Source organism: Peribacillus cavernae (assembly GCF_003989135.1).
Classification (GTDB): Bacteria; Bacillota; Bacilli; order Bacillales; family DSM-1321; genus Peribacillus; species Peribacillus cavernae.
The window spans coordinates 141,213-158,526 of the sequence record NZ_RYZZ01000001.1 but is presented as its reverse complement, the minus strand read 5'-3'; the positions used below and the strand labels follow the sequence as shown (position 1 = coordinate 158,526).

Below are 17,314 nucleotides of genomic sequence, written 5' to 3'. Positions count from 1 at the left end.
TTTATCATGTATCCCATGTTTTCTGACTATTGTTAATTTATTTATACCGCTATTTTTTCTAAATGAAACGAAAAAACGTTCTACAAATTCTGCTTCATCATCTTTGTTATTTCGACAGTTTCTTGAATAAAAAATGCTGTTCAGCCCTAAGACCTGAACAGCGTAAAAAGATTTATTGATTTAATTCCAATTGGGTTTTCATCTCATTTTGTACCCTCTGTTTTTCGTCTTCATTGACAACTCCATAGTAAATTCCATTGATTTTTGTCCCGTTTTCTTTAATTGTCATTTGATCGACAGTATTCGCGGCAGATTTGTAATTCTGTTGAATGTCTACCATTTCATTAAAGGTTATATTCGTTTTTACATTTTTGCTTAATGCATCAAAAATACCACCATAGTTTGTCAGCGTTGAAACGCTAGCGCCTTCGTTAATGACTTGTTGAATGATTTGGCGCTGTCTTAATTGGCGGCCAAAATCCCCTCTGGGATCTTCGTATCTCATCCTTGAATACTTTAAAGCTTTCTCGCCGCTAAGCGTGATATCTCCTTTTGGGAAATGGTCGCCTTCATAGGTGAAATCAAGATCATTGTTAACCGTAACTCCGCCCACTGCGTCGACGATATCTTTAAAGCCTTCCATGTTAATTTGCATGTAGTAATCGAGTGGAATGTCCAGGAAGTTTTCAACTGTATCCATCGACATCTCGATGCCGCCGAATGCGTAGGCATGGTTGATTTTATCTTCTGTGTCATTGCCGACGATTTCCGTCCGTGTATCACGCGGGATGCTTAGCATTTTCACAGAGTTCTTTTCAGGGTTAACAGCAAGGACGATCATCGTGTCCGAACGGCCCTTGTCCCCTTTTCGCTCATCGACTCCCAGCATCAATATCGAAAATGGTTCCTTTTTGGAAAGAGCTATTTTTTCAGTTCTTTTATCTGATTTCTCCCGATCAATTGGTGTATGCATGGTTTCCACTGCAGCTGTCAGTGAATGGTAAACAGAGTACAAGTAAGTGCCACCGGCTATTAGAAGCAGCAAAATGACAATTCCAACAACTTTCGGCCATTTCTTCTTTTTCTTTCTTCTCCGTGTTTTCTCAGGCATCTTCTTCTAGGTTCCTTCCTAATAAACGTAAAGTATCTGTAACAAGATAATTATATATAAAGTCTTTTAAAAAGCATAGCTATTTTTGTAGATCAATAACAAGATTTGTTTATAAGCAATGTAAACGTTTCATTTTTTCCGTAAAACAAATAATTGATTGTAACGACTTTTAATTTCCAGATTTTGATAGACAAAAGGCGTGCGAAATGCTAGAGTTTATGGAGATAAATCCCAAACCTCTGGTAGGTTCTTTATCAAAGGGTAATCGGGGAAAGCTGAAGCTCGTTCTTGCACTTTCCTGCATCAACAAGTGGAAAAGATCAGGGAAGAACAGGGTAAATCCGTCGTTTCCCTGGATGAAGCAATTATTTCAAGCGGAAAAGGAGAGTGCCTAATTTGGAAACGGTCGTTTCGTTATCGAATGTCACAAAAAAAATCAACAATAAAACGATTATTGATAGCATCAGCTTTGATGTTTATGCGGGGGAAATCTTCGGATTCCTGGGGCCGAATGGAGCTGGAAAAACAACGACAATACGTATGCTGGTCGGATTAATGAAAATTACCTCCGGCGATATTCATATCGGCGGGCATAGCGTGAAAACGAATTTCGAAGATGCGGTAAAACACATTGGAGCAATTGTCGAAAATCCGGAAATGTACAAATTCATGTCCGGCTACGACAATCTGAAACATTATGCCCGTATGACCGGAGGTGTTTCGAGCGAAAGAATTGCAGAAATAGTCGAGCTTGTAGGTTTGACTCAGAGAATTAAAGAAAAGGTAAAAACGTATTCGCTAGGAATGCGTCAGCGTCTTGGGCTCGCCCAGGCACTGCTTCACCGGCCAAAGGTGTTGATTTTGGATGAGCCGACAAACGGCCTTGATCCGGCGGGAATACGTGAAATCCGCGATTATTTGAAGAAGCTCGCCCGTGAGGAGAATATGGCAGTGATCGTTTCAAGCCATCTGCTCTCAGAAATGGAAATGATGTGCGATCGAATCGGCATCATCCAAAATGGAAAAATGATAGACGTCCAAAACGTCAGGGAGATCATGCAGGAAGACAAACAATCGTACGTAATCAATGCCAAACCACTGCAAAAAGCCTATGAAGTACTGAAAAAGTCTTTTTCTGAGGAAGATGTAATCGTTTCACAGCAAAGCATCCATATCAAGGGTTCGAAAGCGGAGATACCAAATGTGATTAACAAACTGGTAGAAAACGAAATTGAGATTTATCAAGTTTCTCCGATCAGTAAATCACTGGAAGATAAATTTCTTGAGATTACCGGTGATAAAGGAGGCGTGGCATAATGGGGTTAATTGTGAATGAGTGGGTAAAGATTTTTAAAAGAAAAACGACTTATATTATGATTGGCATTTTAGCATTGCTGATTTTGGCGTCTTCCATTGTTATCGTTACCACCGATAATGAGCAGTCTCCCGACAACAACTGGAAGACGGAGCTTCAAATGCAAAACAGAGAAATGGAAAAAAGTATAGAATCAATGCCCGGAGAACAAAACAAAGAATTGATTAGGAAAGACATTGCTGAAAACGAGTACCGAATTGAACATAATATATCTCCGGCTGAGGATTATTCAGCTTGGTCCTTTATAGAAGATATGATGCAATTGATTGATATTGTCGCCTTGTTGACGATTATCGTTGCAGCTGGTATGGTTGCCAGCGAGTTTAGCTGGGGAACGATTAAACTATTGTTGATCAGGCCAATCAGCAGAGTGAAAATTCTGCTGAGCAAATATGTTGTTGTCTTGCTTTTTTCACTTGCGATGCTTTTGCTTTTGTTTATTATAAGCTTTGTTTGTGGCGCGATTTTCTTTGGGCTTGACAACCCTTCCCCTTATCTAGCATATGCCGATGGCAAAATCGTCGAGCAAAACTTCGTCATCCACCTAGTTACAAATTATTTATTATCATCCATTGGTTTATTGATGTTCACGACAATGGCATTCATGATTTCAGCTGCGTTCAGAAGCAGCTCGCTCGCTATTGGAATATCGATCTTTCTTTTATTGGCGGGCGGAACGATTACAACCCTTCTGGCGGCAAAGTTTGAATGGGCTAAATATTTACTGTTTGCCAATGTCAATTTAACTCAATACTTTGAGAGTGTCCCAATGGTTGAGGGGATGACTCTTACGTTTTCGGTAATCATGCTGTTCATTTACTTTATTATTTTCCACGTCATTTCTTTCTGGGTGTTTGTTAAGAGAGACGTAGCAGCATAGCATTAAAAAAGCTCAGAGGCTATTTCCTGCGGGGAAAGGACTCTGAGCTTTCAATTTTTTCATACACGCTTGCGAGGGCCTGTTCGAATTTGCCTGTCTTTTTTGGCTGATAATACTTTTTGCTTTTTAACTTATTAGGAAGGTATTGCTGCTTGACCCATCCATTTTCATAGTTATGCGGATAAAGATAGTCAATTCCGCGTCCGAGTTCTTTGGCTCCTTTATAATGGGCGTCCTTTAAATGATCAGGCACGTCTCCGCTGTTGCCGCTGTGAATGTCGTCAAGGGCCGCATCAATGGCAAGTATGCCCGAGTTGGATTTCGGCGAAAGGCAAAGTTCGACAACTGAATCCGCAAGCGGGATCCTTCCTTCGGGGAAACCAAGGCGTTCCGCAGCTTCCACCGCCGCGAGGGCACGCGGCCCGGCCTGGGGATTCGCAAGCCCGATATCTTCATAAGCAATCACGATTAATCTGCGGGCGATGCTGACAATGTCTCCGGCTTCTATCAATCTGCCAAGATAGTGGAGGGCGGCATTCACGTCACTGCCGCGGATTGATTTTTGGAAGGCGGACAAAACGTCATAATGGGCGTCACCGTCTTTGTCGTGGGAAAAGCTTTTCTTCTGGATGCATTCTTCCGCTGTTGCCAAATCAACCTCTATCACGCCTTCGTCATCGGGTTCCGTCGAAATCACTGCCAGCTCCAAAGCGTTCAAGGCGCTTCTGAGATCTCCGTTAGCCGCTGATGCTAAATGAGACAGTGCTTCGTCGGCGACCCTTGTTTTATATCCGCCAAGGCCGTGCTCTTCGTCCTGAAGAGCTCTTTCCAAAGCAATGGCCATGTCTTCAGCTTCAAGTGACTTTAACTCAAATATCTGGCAGCGGCTTCGGATGGCCGGGTTAATAGCATGGTAAGGATTGATTGTGGTCGCGCCGATTAACGTGATCATCCCATTTTCAAGGTAGGGCAGCAGGAAATCCTGTTTTGCTTTATCGAGGCGATGGACTTCATCCAAAAGCAAGATTACCTTACCCGACATTTTTGCTTCCTGTGCGACAATTTCCATATCTTTTTTATTATTGGTAACAGCGTTCAACGTACGGAAGGCAAATTGCGTGCTTCCGGCAATCGCACTTGCGATGGACGTTTTACCGATACCCGGCGGGCCGTATAATATCATCGAGGAAAGCTGCTTGGCTTTTACCATCCTGTAAATGATTTTCCCTTCACCTACAAGATGCTCCTGGCCGATGATTTCCCCGATGGAACGCGGCCGCATCCGAAAAGCCAATGGTTTAATGGTCATCAAACATCTCTCCAAAAATTTTAATAATCTATCGACTAACAAGGTTCGGGCATACATGTAAAAAGGTTCGTGTTATAATAAAAGTAAACTATTTTTCACCAAAAAGCGAGAAATCTACAGATGCAGTGCCGTTTAAGACAGGAAATGATATGGAGAAATGCATTCGCCGTCATTGTATGCTATAATTTCAAAAGTAAATTGTTTCCAGCTTGCTTTTCAAACCCAAACTATATCGGTATCTTATAGATTTTTGCAGGAATAAAGCAGGGAAAATTCGAGGTGTAATAATAATGAAGATTTCGACTAAAGGGCGTTATGGTTTAACGATTATGATTGAACTCGCCAAAAAACACGGAGAAGGTCCGACATCTCTAAAAACGATTGCCCAGATACATAATTTATCGGAGCATTATTTGGAGCAATTGATCGCTCCGCTGCGAAATGCTGGACTGGTGAAGAGCATTCGCGGGGCCTATGGCGGCTATGTGCTGGCAAAGAACCCTGAGAATATTACATCCGGGGATATCATCCGAGTACTTGAAGGTCCGATCTCACCTGTAGAAGGCATCGAGGATGAAGAACCAGTCAAGCGCCAGCTTTGGATTAGAATCCGTGATGCGGTCAAGGACGTCCTCGACAGTACGACGTTGGAGGATTTGGCCAATTACAAGGATACGGGTGAACAGGACTCTTATATGTTTTATATATAGGCGCTTGCGCTTTTCTGATAGGAGGCTGAAATTGTGGAACGTATTTATTTGGATCATGCTGCGACGTCTCCCATGCATCCGCTGGTGATCGAAAAGATGATGGATGTTATGCAGCAGAATTTTGGGAATCCTTCGAGCATTCACTCGTTCGGACGGGAGGCGCGGCATATCCTGGATGAAGCCAGGGAAGTCATTGCCAGCAGCATTAATGCAACTCGAAATGAAATCATTTTTACCAGCGGAGGAACGGAAGCCGATAACACAGCCTTGATTGGGATTGCAAATGCTTATCAGGATAGGGGAAAGCATATCATCACTACCCAGGTTGAACATCATGCTATCCTCCATACAGCCGAGTTTCTTGAGAAATCAGGATTTGAGGTAACCTATTTGCCTGTTAATGAACAGGGGGTTATCTCGCTTGAAGATTTGAAAGATGCGCTTAGGGAAGATACGATTCTCGTTTCGATTATCTTCGGCAATAACGAAACAGGAGCGATCCAGCCGATTCGCGAAATCAGCAGCATCCTCCTGGGACACCAGTCTTTTTTCCATACGGATGCGGTGCAGGCGTATGGATTGGTAAACTTAGATGTCAAGGAGCTGGGAATCGATCTTTTATCTGTTTCTGCTCATAAAATAAACGGGCCAAAAGGGATTGGCTTCTTGTATATAAAAGAAGGAATCAAGCATCAACCCCATCTTCACGGAGGCGAACAGGAACGCAAACGGAGGGCAGGCACGGAAAGCGTGCCGGCGATCGCGGGATTTGCCGAAGCGGTCAAAATCGCGCAAGGTTCGATGGGGGAAAAAGCGGAACTGTTCCGCGGCTTTAAGCGTCTTCTGCTCGCGTTATTTGAAGCAGGAAATATAAACTTTGAAGTTAATGGACTCCCCGACTCCTCACTCCCCCATGTGATCAACATCAGCTTCCCCGGAACAAACGTAGAGGCGATGCTGGTTAATATGGATCTAGCGGGCGTTTCCGTTTCAAGCGGGTCTGCCTGCACGGCAGGCTCCATCGATCCGTCGCATGTGCTGGTTGCGATGTTCGGCAAGGGGTCTGAGCGGACGAAAAATTCGATCCGCTTCAGCTTCGGTTTGAATAATACTGAGCAGGAAATAAGACAAGCAGGGGAAGAAACGGTTAAAATCATAAACAGGCTTGTAAAATAAATTGATTGAAGGGGTTTAAGGTGATGAATAAAGCACCAAAGGACACCCGCGTTGTCGTCGGCATGTCGGGTGGAGTGGACTCTTCCGTTGCGGCCCTGATCCTTAAGAACCAGGGTTATGATGTAGTCGGCATCTTCATGAAAAACTGGGATGACACCGATGAGTTTGGTGTTTGTACCGCAACAGAAGACTATAATGATGTAATCGCAGTATGCAATCAAATCGGCATCCCTTATTATGCCGTTAATTTCGAAAAGCAGTATTGGGATAAGGTATTCACCTACTTTTTGGAAGAATATAAAGCGGGCCGGACCCCCAATCCGGACGTGATGTGCAACAAAGAAATCAAATTTAAGGCTTTCCTTGAGCATGCGGTCAGTCTCGGTGCCGATTATCTGGCAACAGGGCATTACGCGCAGGTCGAGCAACGCGCGGGCGAGTACAAGATGCTTCGCGGAATCGATGGAAATAAGGATCAAACGTATTTCCTGAATCAGCTGTCGCAAAACCAGCTCGAAAAGGTCATGTTCCCGCTTGGCGGAATGGATAAAAAACAAGTTCGTGAAATAGCCAGGGAAGCAGGACTTGCAACCGCGGCGAAAAAAGATTCTACCGGGATTTGTTTTATCGGGGAAAGAAATTTTAAAGAGTTTTTGAGCAATTACCTGCCTGCGCAGCCGGGAAATATGGAAACTTTAGACGGCGAATTAATGGGCAAGCATGACGGCTTAATGTACTATACGATCGGGCAGCGCCACGGCTTAGGTATCGGCGGCAGCGGTGATCCCTGGTTTGTAGTCGGCAAAGATTTAAAGAAAAATATTCTTTATGTCGGACAAAGCTTTGAAAATGAAAAGCTGTATTCCACTTCAATCAATGCCGTAAACGTAAGCTGGGTTTCGGGTCACGCACCCGGAGCGGAATTTACCTGTACCGCAAAATTCCGTTACCGCCAGGCTGATAACGGCGTCACTGTTAGGGTAAAAGAAGATGGAACCGCCGAAGTAATTTTTGACGAACCAATTCGCGCGGTAACACCGGGACAGTCAGTCGTTTTTTATGACGGTGAAGTATGCCTTGGAGGCGGAACGATCGATCAAGTATTCAAAAGCGGTGAAAAACTTACCTATGTAGGATAACACCGGAGCCAACCCCAGCTGATCAGGCTGGGGATTTTTCGTTGTTTAGGAAATTATAAAATTATTTTATGTGGATAATTTAATCTAGGTTATCTGCATCCAGCTCCAGCGCCTAGCCCCTCGAGGTCATAAGCCAATCATCTGATGGGGAGAAAATCGCTCCCCATACAGCTGCTCGTCTTATGCTTGTCGGGGCTGATCAAGGCGCTTGCGCTTTTGTTCTTTTACAAGGCGCTTCCGCTTTGTTCTGTCATACCACAACATATGATATACTCTTTAGTAGAAAAATTGGAGCGTGAATCGATATGGATAAAAACCAACAGGGAATTCAATACATGCAGGCAGGCAAATATGACGATGCGATAAAAGTATTTTCTGAGGCCATCGAGGAAAATCCTGCAGAACCAGTAGCATATATCAACTTTGGAAATGTATTGACGGCAGTCGGAGAACTTGATCGGGCCGTTAACTTTTATAAAAAAGCAATTGAGCTGGATGAAAAGGCTGCTGCCGCGTATTATTCGCTTGGCAACGTGTATTTTGATGAGGCAAAGTTTATCGAGGCAAAGGATATGTTCGAAAAATCAATCCGCTACGGCCTCGACAACAGCGATGCTCACTTTATGCTGGGTATGAGCTTGATGCAGCTTGACCAGGCGAAGCTTGCGATGCCCTATTTACAAAGGAGCGTTGAATTAAACCCGGAAGATGTCGATGCAAGATTTCAATATGCGCTCTGTCTCGCCAATGCGGAGTTGTATGACGAATTGATCAACCAGCTGTTACTTGTCGTCGAGCAGGATCCGGACCATTCGGATGCGTATTATAACCTCGGTGTCGCCTATGCTGCCCATCTTGAGGATCCAAAAACAGCGATTGAGTTTTTTGACAAAGCGTTGCAGGCACAGCCGGACCACATGCTGGCAGCGAACGGAAAGAACTTGATGGAGACTTTTTTAGCGGAGGAAAACTGATCGGAATGATCCCTCTGCAGATTTAGTTGGAATATTTTTTTGATTTGGTTGAAACATCTTTCGCTAGTTGAAGGATCTTACATTGTAAAAGGAGGGAAACAGTTTGGCGCAGCAGGATTCGATGGATTTGTTTTCGGAAGAGAAATCATTTATTAAGGGAAGGCATTTGGTCACGATCTTTCATAATGAACAAAACATGTATTCGGTTGTACGGATCCGCCTTGATGAAACCAACCTCAAATATGAGGAAAAGGAGGCTGTTGTGACCGGCTATTTCCCCCGCATCCATGAGCATGAGATATATATTTTTTATGGCCAGCTGAAAGACCATCCCCGGTTTGGCCTGCAGTTCCATGTCGACCATTTCCGTAAAGACATGCCACAGTCTAAGGACGGTATTGTCAGCTATTTATCAAGCGAGCTTTTTAAAGGAATCGGAAAGAAAACGGCTGAGGGCATAGTCGAAACGCTTGGCGAGAATGCGATTTCGAAAATTCTTGAGCAGCCATCGCTTTTGGATAGCATACCAAAGCTCTCACCGGAAAAAGCGAAAAGCTTATATGATACGCTGATCGAACATCAAGGCCTTGAACAGGTGATGATCGCGCTCAATCAGTATGGATTCGGGCCCCAGCTTTCGATGAAAATTTATCAGATTTACATGCAAGATACGATTTCAATCATCCAGACGAATCCTTATAAGCTTGTTGAGGATATTGAGGGAATCGGCTTTGGCCGCGCCGATGAGCTGGGATATCAGCTTGGCATAAGCGGAAGCCATCCAGACCGTATCAAGGCAGCTTGCCTGTATACATTGGAATCGCAATGCCTTCAGGAAGGGAATGTTTATCTAGAAGCAGATCATTTGCTTGAAAGTGTAAAAAAGCTGCTCGAGGAAAACAAACGGGATAGCATTGAATTCAGTGAGATTTCCGAAGAAGTCCTCAAGCTTGGCGAAGAGGAAAAAATCATTGTCGAAGAAAGAAGGGTTTACCTTCCGTCGCTCTACTTTTCGGAAAAAGGGATTGTAACCAATATCAATCGAATTCTCTCCCAAACAGAATATGAAAATCAATTTCCTGAATCGGAGTTTTTACTGGCGCTTGGCGAGCTGGAAGAACGGCTTGATGTTGAATACGCTTCCGCCCAAAAGGAAGCGATCCAGACGGCATTGCAATCGCCGATGCTAATTCTTACAGGAGGCCCCGGCACCGGAAAAACGACGGTCATCAAGGGGATCGTCGAATTGTACAGCGAACTTCATGGCATCTCGATGGATATTAACGATTATAAAAATGAGGATGATCCGTTCCCGTTCATTTTGGCCGCACCTACCGGAAGGGCTGCGAAACGGATGTCCGAATCGACGGGAATCCCGGCGGTAACGATCCACCGCTTGCTTGGCTGGAATGGAAGTGAAGGATTTTCGCATGATGAGGATAATCCAATTAACGGCAAAATCGTCATCATTGATGAAGTTTCGATGGTGGATACATGGCTTGCGCATCAGCTGTTCAAGGCACTGCCCGAACATGTCCAGGTCATTTTGGTCGGTGATGAGGATCAGCTCCCATCAGTCGGCCCGGGACAGGTTCTAAAGGATTTGCTCGCATCAGATTGTGTGCCAACCGTTGCCCTTGAGCATATTTACCGGCAGGCCAATGGATCGTCGATCATTGAATTAGCCCATGAAATCAAACGCGGAACCTTGCCGTATGATGTTGAAAAACAGCAGGCTGACCGTTCGTTTATCAGATGCAATACAGCCCAAATTGCCGAGGCAGTCGAAAAAGTCGTCCGGAATGCACGTAAAAAAGGCTTTACGGCACGTGACATCCAGGTTCTGGCACCGATGTACAAAGGACCGGCGGGAATCGATAACTTAAATAAAATGCTGCAGGAAGTGTTCAACAGCAATGACGACAATAAAAAACGCGAGATCAAATTTGGCGACATATCATACCGTACCGGAGATAAAGTGCTCCAATTGGTCAATCAGCCAGAAAGCGGCGTTTTTAATGGCGATATCGGGGAAATTGTTTCGATTTTATTTGCCAAGGAAAACACGGATAATGTCGACAAGCTGATTATTTCCTTTGAGGGGATTGAAGTAACCTACACCAGGCAGGATCTGTCACAAATAACCCATGCTTTTTGCACTTCCATCCATAAATCACAGGGCAGCGAGTTTCCGATCGTGATTTTTCCGATCGTGAAAAGCTATTATCGAATGCTGCGCCGGAATCTAATTTACACGGCGATTACCCGCAGCAAGAACTTTTTGATTTTGTGCGGAGAAGAGGAAGCACTTCGCCTGGGTGTTGAAAGAAATAATGAGCAACGCCGGAAAACAACATTACTCGAAAAGCTCAAAAGTGAAATGTCCGCACCGGAAATCGGTGAAAAGGCTGATCCAATAGAATATTTGGAGAATCTGCTTAATACAGACCCAATGATTGGAATGGAAGATGTAACACCGTATGATTTTATCGGGAAATAAAAGGACGGCCGCTACTTTCGTGTAAAAGAGCTGTCGCTTTTTGAGCAATACTGCTTTTTGTTAAACTATTTTCCTTTTTATGGAAACCGAAAGTGTCCAAACATGATTTAAGAGCGATTATCGAAATTTATGAGCTTTCTTTCCTATTTACGAGTGGAGCCGTCGCTTTTTGTTGGAAAAGCTGTTTTTATCCCTGTCCCCAGAGCAGGTGGAGACAAAAGTGTCTACAATTACCCTTTTTGTGGAAATTCGAAGCAGCCAAACATGATTTATGATCGATTATCAGGATTTAAGAGCGATTATCGAAATTTATAAGCTTTCTTTCCTATTTACGAGCGGAGCCGTCGCTATTTGTTGGAAAAGCTGTTTTTATCCCCATTCTCGGAGCAGGTGGAGACAAAAGTGTCCACAATTACTCTTTTTGTGGAAATTCGAAGCAGCCAAACATGATTTATGATCGATTATCAAGATTTAAGAGCGATTATCGAAATTTATGAGCTTTCTTTCCTATTTACGAGTGGAGCCGTCGCTTTTTGTTGGAAAAGCTGTTTTTATCCCCGTTCTCGGAGCAGGTGGAGACAAAAGTGTCCACAATTACCCTTTTTGTGGAAATCTGAAGCAGCAAAAAATGATTTATGATCGATTATCAGGATTTAAGAGCGATTATCGAAATTTATGAGCTCTCTTTCAAATTTATGAGCGGAGCCTCTCGCAATGCTGTTTTTATCTGGGTTGTGGAGCTAAAAGGCTTATTGTTTTCCTTTTTATGGTTCCTTTTTACTATTCAATAGATGGTTGATCCATATTTTTGAGCAGAAACTGGATTGTGTTCAAATATCGAATTTGTGAACGGTAAACTTTTGATTGTATGAGCTGTGATTTATCAAGGCTCTCTTCACGCTGTATGGAAAACCTTTCTCCTCATGAATACGGAGCCGATAACGGATACTATAGATGTTCGGAAAGGCGGGATAACCTTGCGGACGTTTTCTTTGTTAAAAGGGATGCCGGTATATACCAGGCAAGGCGAAACAATAGGACAGGTATCCGATCTTTGTATTTCCGATTCGGGGAAGGTCGAAGGAATCATCGTTCATCGAAAGAGCTTTTTTAAAAGGACTATGTATCTTTCTTTGGGTGAAGTATCTTCTTTCGGCTCTGAAGGAATCATTCTTTCAGGTGTTGGGCCTTTGCCGGAGAACAAAAATAACCCAGCCAATCATTATTTATTCAACGCTGATTCACTCTTCGGGAAAATGCTCCTTACTGAGGCCGGAGAAGAACTGGGCTTGCTGCATGATGTATATTTCCAGGAAGAAATGGGCACAATCGTAGCATATGAAACGACGGATGGATTTTTCTCTGAGATAACAGAGGGTAAGCGGGTGGTTGAATCTAGACAGCCGCCGGTGCTTGGAAAGGATGCCATCTTGATTTCTGTCTATTGTCAGTGAGGTGTCAAAATGGAAATGAAATGTCCAAATTGCAGCAGTAAAAATATCGGGAAAATTAGCGTGAATCATTTTTATTGCTGGAATTGCTTTATTGAATTATCGCTGTCGGATGGAGTAATTTATACCCATCAGGTGGAAGAGGATGGAAGCTTAAGCTCCCTGGATGATTTGTTCGACGAAAATGACAGGCGTTTCACCTTGTGAAAAATGAACGTGTATGAAGCTCTGCCAAATTTGGCAGGGTTTCTTTAGTATAAAAATCGCCTCTTTGCATGAATAATATAGGGTGGAGGCGATTTAATGGATATCCGTGTTAAATGGTTTTACCGTCTTGGATTTCTGCTCTTATTATTTATCGTCATTTATATCTTTGTGAAACTAACGCCGTTATGGCTTCCGATCGTCAACATCATTTTTACGGTTTCGCTTCCGTTTCTCATCGCGGGATTTATCAGCTATCTATTGCATCCTGTGGTTGAAATTCTTCATGAAAAAGGGATGAACCGGGGCTTGTCGATTGCGATCATTTATCTGCTTTTCTTTGGTGGGGTGGGCTTTGGGATTTATAAGGGAATACCAGCAATGATTATTCAGGTCAGGGAGCTTTCGGAAAGTGTACCGGATGTGGCCGAGCAATACCGGCATTGGGTGACTGCTTTTGAAAATAAAACGTCTCACTGGCCATTTGGGGTACATGAAAGGCTTGAGGATGGGATCACCATGATTGAAAGTCGCCTTGAACAGCTTATGAAAATAGTAATGGCTTATCTCATGAGGATTTTTGATTTTATTTTGCTGATTGCCTTAATCCCCTTTATTGCTTTTTATATTTTAAAAGACTTCGATTCAATCAAGAAGATGGTCTGGTATTTGACCCCTAAGAAATGGCGCAGTCAGGGAATTGCCTTTCTGGGTGATATTGATGCATCGCTTGGAGGCTATATTCGCGGGCAGATTCTTGTGTGTGCCACAGTGGGGACGATTTCCGCCCTGCTATTTTGGATAGCAGGCATGGACTATCCTCTGCTGCTGGGGGCCATTATCGGCGTCACGAACGTCATTCCCTATTTTGGCCCGATAATAGGGGCCATTCCGGCTGTTATTATTGCTTCATCGATTTCTGTGAAGATGATCATTATCACTGCCGCGATTGTGTTCTTTCTGCAATTTTTAGAGGGAAACATCCTCTCTCCATTAATTGTCGGCAAAAGCCTGCATATGCACCCGCTATTTATTATCCTTGCCCTGTTAACGGGCGGTGAAATCGGCGGGCTTGTTGGTTTGATATTGGCGGTGCCAATCCTCGCTGTCATTAAAGTTTGCATTCTCCATGCCCGGAACCATTTTACGAAAAAGAAAGAAGCAGTGCTTTAGGTGAACGTTTGATTGTCGTTCCTGGCTTTGCAAAGCTTCAAGCATCCGCTTTCTATAAATCATTGACAAATGCATATCTTGTGAATATAATCCAATACATAAGAATGACTCTGAATTTGAATAGTTGTAAATCGTAGAAGGATCAAGTATGCTGCAGTCCATCCTGAGTGCCCTACGCACGTAAGAGAGGAATTTCCCTGGCTGAAAGGAATTCCAGATGAAGAGCAGCTGAAAGCTAATCCCGAGTGTAGCTAATGACTACCGTTTGCCGCGTTAAGGCTTGATGAAGGTGATGAGTGCAATAAGACTCATAATCAGGGTGGTACCGCGAGTTAACTCTCGTCCCTGTCAAGGGATGAGGGTTTTTTTGTCGTTTAGGAAATTATAGACTCATTTTTAGAAGGAGGAAATAGATATGAAGAAGTTAGCCGGCGCGCAAATACGCCAAATGTTTTTGGATTTCTTTCAAGAAAAAGGACACAGCATTGAACCAAGTGCACCGTTAGTCCCGCATGAAGATCCATCTTTGCTTTGGATCAACTCGGGGGTGGCCACTTTAAAAAAATATTTCGATGGCCGTGTAATTCCGGAAAACCCCAGAATCGTGAATGCCCAAAAATCAATCCGCACTAACGATATCGAAAATGTTGGAAAAACAGCACGCCATCATACTTTTTTTGAAATGCTGGGCAACTTTTCAATCGGCGATTATTTTAAGGAAGATGCGATCACCTGGGCGTGGGAATTTTTGACGGATGAAAAATGGATCGGTTTTGAAGAAGAGAAACTGTCCGTTACAATTCATCCTGAAGATGAGGAAGCTTTCGAATTATGGAACAAAAAAATCGGCATCCCCTCAGAACGGATTATCCGCCTTGAAGAAAACTTCTGGGATATCGGTGAGGGGCCAAGCGGACCGAATACGGAAATTTTCTATGACCGCGGGCCGGAGTATGGCGATGATCCAAACGATCCGGAGTTGTTCCCAGGCGGGGAAAATGAACGGTATTTAGAAGTCTGGAACCTGGTATTCTCTCAATTCAACCATAACCCTGACGGCTCTTATACGCCGCTGCCGAAGAAGAATATTGATACCGGTATGGGCCTTGAGCGTATGGCGTCTGTTGTCCAGGAGGTTCATACTAACTATGATACAGACTTGTTTATGCCAATCATTCACGCAACAGAAGGAATTGCCGGTGTCAAATACCTTACTGATGAAGAAAAGGATGTCGCCTTCAAGGTTATCGCCGACCACATCCGTACCGTAGCATTTGCTGTCGGTGACGGGGCACTTCCTTCCAACGAAGGCCGTGGCTATGTACTTCGCCGCCTGCTGCGCCGAGCTGTCCGTTATGCAAAGCAACTCAATATCAACCGTCCGTTCATGTTTGAACTGGTGCCGGTTGTCGGTGAAATCATGAATGAGTTCTATCCGGAAGTCCAGGCTAAAGCAGAATTCATTGCAAAGGTTATCAAAAATGAAGAGGAGCGCTTCCATGAAACGCTGCATGACGGTCTTGCGATTCTTTCAGACGTAATCAGGAAAGAGAAAGAAAAAGGCAGCAGTGTGATTCAGGGCGCTGATGTATTCCGTTTGTATGATACGTATGGTTTCCCTGTCGAGCTTACCGGGGAATATGCCGAAGAGGAAAATATGACGATTGACCATGAAGGCTTCGAAAACGAAATGGGGGCACAGCGCCAGCGTGCCCGTTCTGCGCGCCAGGATGTCGATTCGATGCAAATTCAGGGAGGCGTTCTTGGTGACATTAAAACAGAGAGCACATTTACCGGCTATGACCAGCTTGAAACGGAAGGAAAAGTAGCTGCTATCGTGAAAAACGGGGAACTAGTTGATGAAGCTCACGAAGGTGACGAAGTGCAAGTGATCCTCAGCGAAACACCATTTTATGCGGAAAGCGGTGGACAAATAGCTGATAAAGGAGCCATGGTCAGCGAAGATGTAAAAGCAGTCGTACTTGATGTGCAAAAGGCTCCAAACGGTCAAAACCTGCACCGCGTTATAATTGAGTCAGGAACGCTGAAACAGAGAGCACCGATTATTTCTGAGGTGAATGTAGATAATCGCAGCTTGATCGTTAAAAACCACACAGCCACGCATCTTTTGCATCAAGCCTTAAAGGATGTGCTCGGCGGCCATGTCAATCAAGCCGGATCCCTTGTCGAACCGGACCGCCTGCGTTTTGACTTCTCGCATTTTGGACAGGTCAGTCCTGAGGAATTGGATCAAATTGAACGAATCGTCAATGAAAAAATCTGGAAAAGTCTGGACGTGAACATTGAATACAAAAACATCGATGAAGCGAAAGCGATGGGCGCGATGGCATTGTTCGGTGAAAAATACGGGAACATTGTGCGTGTCGTCCAGGTCAGCGATTACAGCCTCGAGCTCTGCGGCGGATGCCATGTATCGAATACAGCTGTAATTGGGCTGTTCAAAATCGTATCCGAAACCGGAATCGGCGCTGGAACACGCCGTATCGAAGCAGTTACGGGTGCGTCCGCTTATCAAGCAATGACTGAACAAATCTCGATCCTGAAGGAAGCAGCTTCGAGATTGAAAGCAAATCCAAAGGATCTCCCTGGAAGAGTAGACGGGATCCTTGGGGAAGTGAAAGAGCTTCAAAAGGAAAATGAGAGCCTTTCCGCAAAACTGGGCAACATCGAAGCTTCTAATCTTGTTTCAAAAGTGAAAGAAGTTAACGGGATAAATGTGTTAACAGCTAAAGTCCAGGCTGCTGATATAAATAACCTGCGTGCGATGGCGGATGAGTTGAAACAAAAGCTGGACTCTGCCATTATAGTATTAGCCTCAGCCCAGGGCGACAAAGTCAATCTGATTGCAGGCGTCACAAAGGATTATATCGCTCAAGGCTTCCACGCTGGAAAGCTGATCAAAGAAGTGGCCACACGCTGCGGCGGCGGGGGCGGCGGACGTCCCGACATGGCCCAGGCCGGCGGAAAGGACCCTGAAAAACTAGATTCAGCGCTTAACTTTGTCGAGGAATGGGTAAAATCCATTTCATAATCGAAAAGAAGTGTTGTACAATAGAGGAAATCTGTATTAATTGGTTTCCTTTCTACTTGTATCTGCAGCGGTTTCATAAAGGACAGGCTACAGGACCACATTAATCCAGGCTGCGCCTCTCTTTGCAGAAAGGCGGATTTCTCACAGTAAACACAAATCTTTTTGAATTCCCGTTTTTCAGGAAGGGACCTACATGCAATAATACCGGGTGCACGATTCATATGATTGCTGCCCGTTCAAATAAGCTGAATGCGAAGAGA

The 17,314-nt window shown here is 44.1% G+C and carries 13 protein-coding genes; 11 read left to right on the top strand and 2 right to left on the bottom strand.

The genetic code is table 11. From position 1 onward, the window contains the following. Window positions 1-172 precede the first annotated feature (172 nt). Entirely contained in the window at window positions 173-1,111 is a 939-nt protein-coding gene (gene tagU / locus ELQ35_RS00815) for a polyisoprenyl-teichoic acid--peptidoglycan teichoic acid transferase TagU (RefSeq protein WP_126862958.1), read from the bottom strand. Between the two features lie 396 nt (window positions 1,112-1,507). Here tagU and ELQ35_RS00810 point away from each other — a divergent pair, with 396 nt between their 5' ends. Both ELQ35_RS00810 and ELQ35_RS00805 read left to right on the top strand, forming a co-directional pair. Further along, window positions 1,508-2,428 (top strand): ABC transporter ATP-binding protein, encoded by a 921-nt coding sequence (locus tag ELQ35_RS00810; RefSeq protein WP_126862957.1) that lies wholly within the window; start codon window positions 1,508-1,510, stop codon window positions 2,426-2,428. Further along, entirely contained in the window at window positions 2,425-3,366 is a 942-nt protein-coding gene (locus tag ELQ35_RS00805) for an ABC transporter permease (protein WP_126862956.1), read from the top strand. The genes ELQ35_RS00810 and ELQ35_RS00805 overlap by 4 nt, the downstream gene beginning before the upstream one ends. Before the next feature lie 19 nt (window positions 3,367-3,385). Here the strand turns inward: ELQ35_RS00805 and ELQ35_RS00800 are convergent, their stop codons facing one another. Next, the gene (locus ELQ35_RS00800; protein ID WP_126862955.1) at window positions 3,386-4,675 is read right to left on the bottom strand and encodes a replication-associated recombination protein A; all 1,290 of its coding nucleotides are present in this window, start codon (window positions 4,673-4,675) and stop codon (window positions 3,386-3,388) included. A gap of 290 nt (window positions 4,676-4,965) precedes the next feature. Between ELQ35_RS00800 and cymR the strand changes: the two genes are divergently transcribed. The 9 genes from cymR to alaS all read left to right on the top strand — a co-directional run bounded on the left by cymR (window position 4,966) and on the right by alaS (window position 17,054). Continuing rightward, a complete protein-coding gene (gene cymR, locus ELQ35_RS00795) occupies window positions 4,966-5,385 on the top strand; it encodes a cysteine metabolism transcriptional regulator CymR (protein ID WP_126862954.1) in 420 nt (139 codons plus the stop codon). A gap of 33 nt (window positions 5,386-5,418) precedes the next feature. Further along, window positions 5,419-6,561, top strand: a complete 1,143-nt coding sequence (locus tag ELQ35_RS00790) for a cysteine desulfurase family protein (RefSeq protein WP_126862953.1) — start codon at window positions 5,419-5,421, stop codon at window positions 6,559-6,561. A 23-nt stretch (window positions 6,562-6,584) separates the two neighbouring features. Then, the gene (mnmA, locus tag ELQ35_RS00785) at window positions 6,585-7,700 is read left to right on the top strand and encodes a tRNA 2-thiouridine(34) synthase MnmA (RefSeq protein ID WP_126862952.1); all 1,116 of its coding nucleotides are present in this window, start codon (window positions 6,585-6,587) and stop codon (window positions 7,698-7,700) included. A 305-nt stretch (window positions 7,701-8,005) separates the two neighbouring features. Further along, entirely contained in the window at window positions 8,006-8,674 is a 669-nt protein-coding gene (locus ELQ35_RS00780) for a tetratricopeptide repeat protein (protein WP_126862951.1), read from the top strand. 103 nt (window positions 8,675-8,777) lie between these two features. Continuing rightward, window positions 8,778-11,174, top strand: a complete 2,397-nt coding sequence (gene recD2 / locus ELQ35_RS00775) for an SF1B family DNA helicase RecD2 (protein ID WP_126862950.1) — start codon at window positions 8,778-8,780, stop codon at window positions 11,172-11,174. Window positions 11,175-12,151: 977 nt separating this feature from the next. Next, a complete protein-coding gene (locus ELQ35_RS00770) occupies window positions 12,152-12,628 on the top strand; it encodes a PRC-barrel domain-containing protein (protein WP_126862949.1) in 477 nt (158 codons plus the stop codon). Between the two features lie 15 nt (window positions 12,629-12,643). After that, window positions 12,644-12,832, top strand: a complete 189-nt coding sequence (locus ELQ35_RS00765; protein WP_126863153.1) for a hypothetical protein — start codon at window positions 12,644-12,646, stop codon at window positions 12,830-12,832. Between the two features lie 96 nt (window positions 12,833-12,928). Continuing rightward, window positions 12,929-14,002 carry an AI-2E family transporter gene (locus tag ELQ35_RS00760; protein WP_126862948.1) on the top strand — a complete coding sequence of 358 codons (1,074 nt, stop codon included), beginning with the start codon at window positions 12,929-12,931 and terminating at the stop codon, window positions 14,000-14,002. Window positions 14,003-14,417: 415 nt separating this feature from the next. Next, the gene (gene alaS / locus ELQ35_RS00755; protein ID WP_126862947.1) at window positions 14,418-17,054 is read left to right on the top strand and encodes an alanine--tRNA ligase; all 2,637 of its coding nucleotides are present in this window, start codon (window positions 14,418-14,420) and stop codon (window positions 17,052-17,054) included. The last annotated feature ends 260 nt before the right edge of the window (window positions 17,055-17,314 follow it).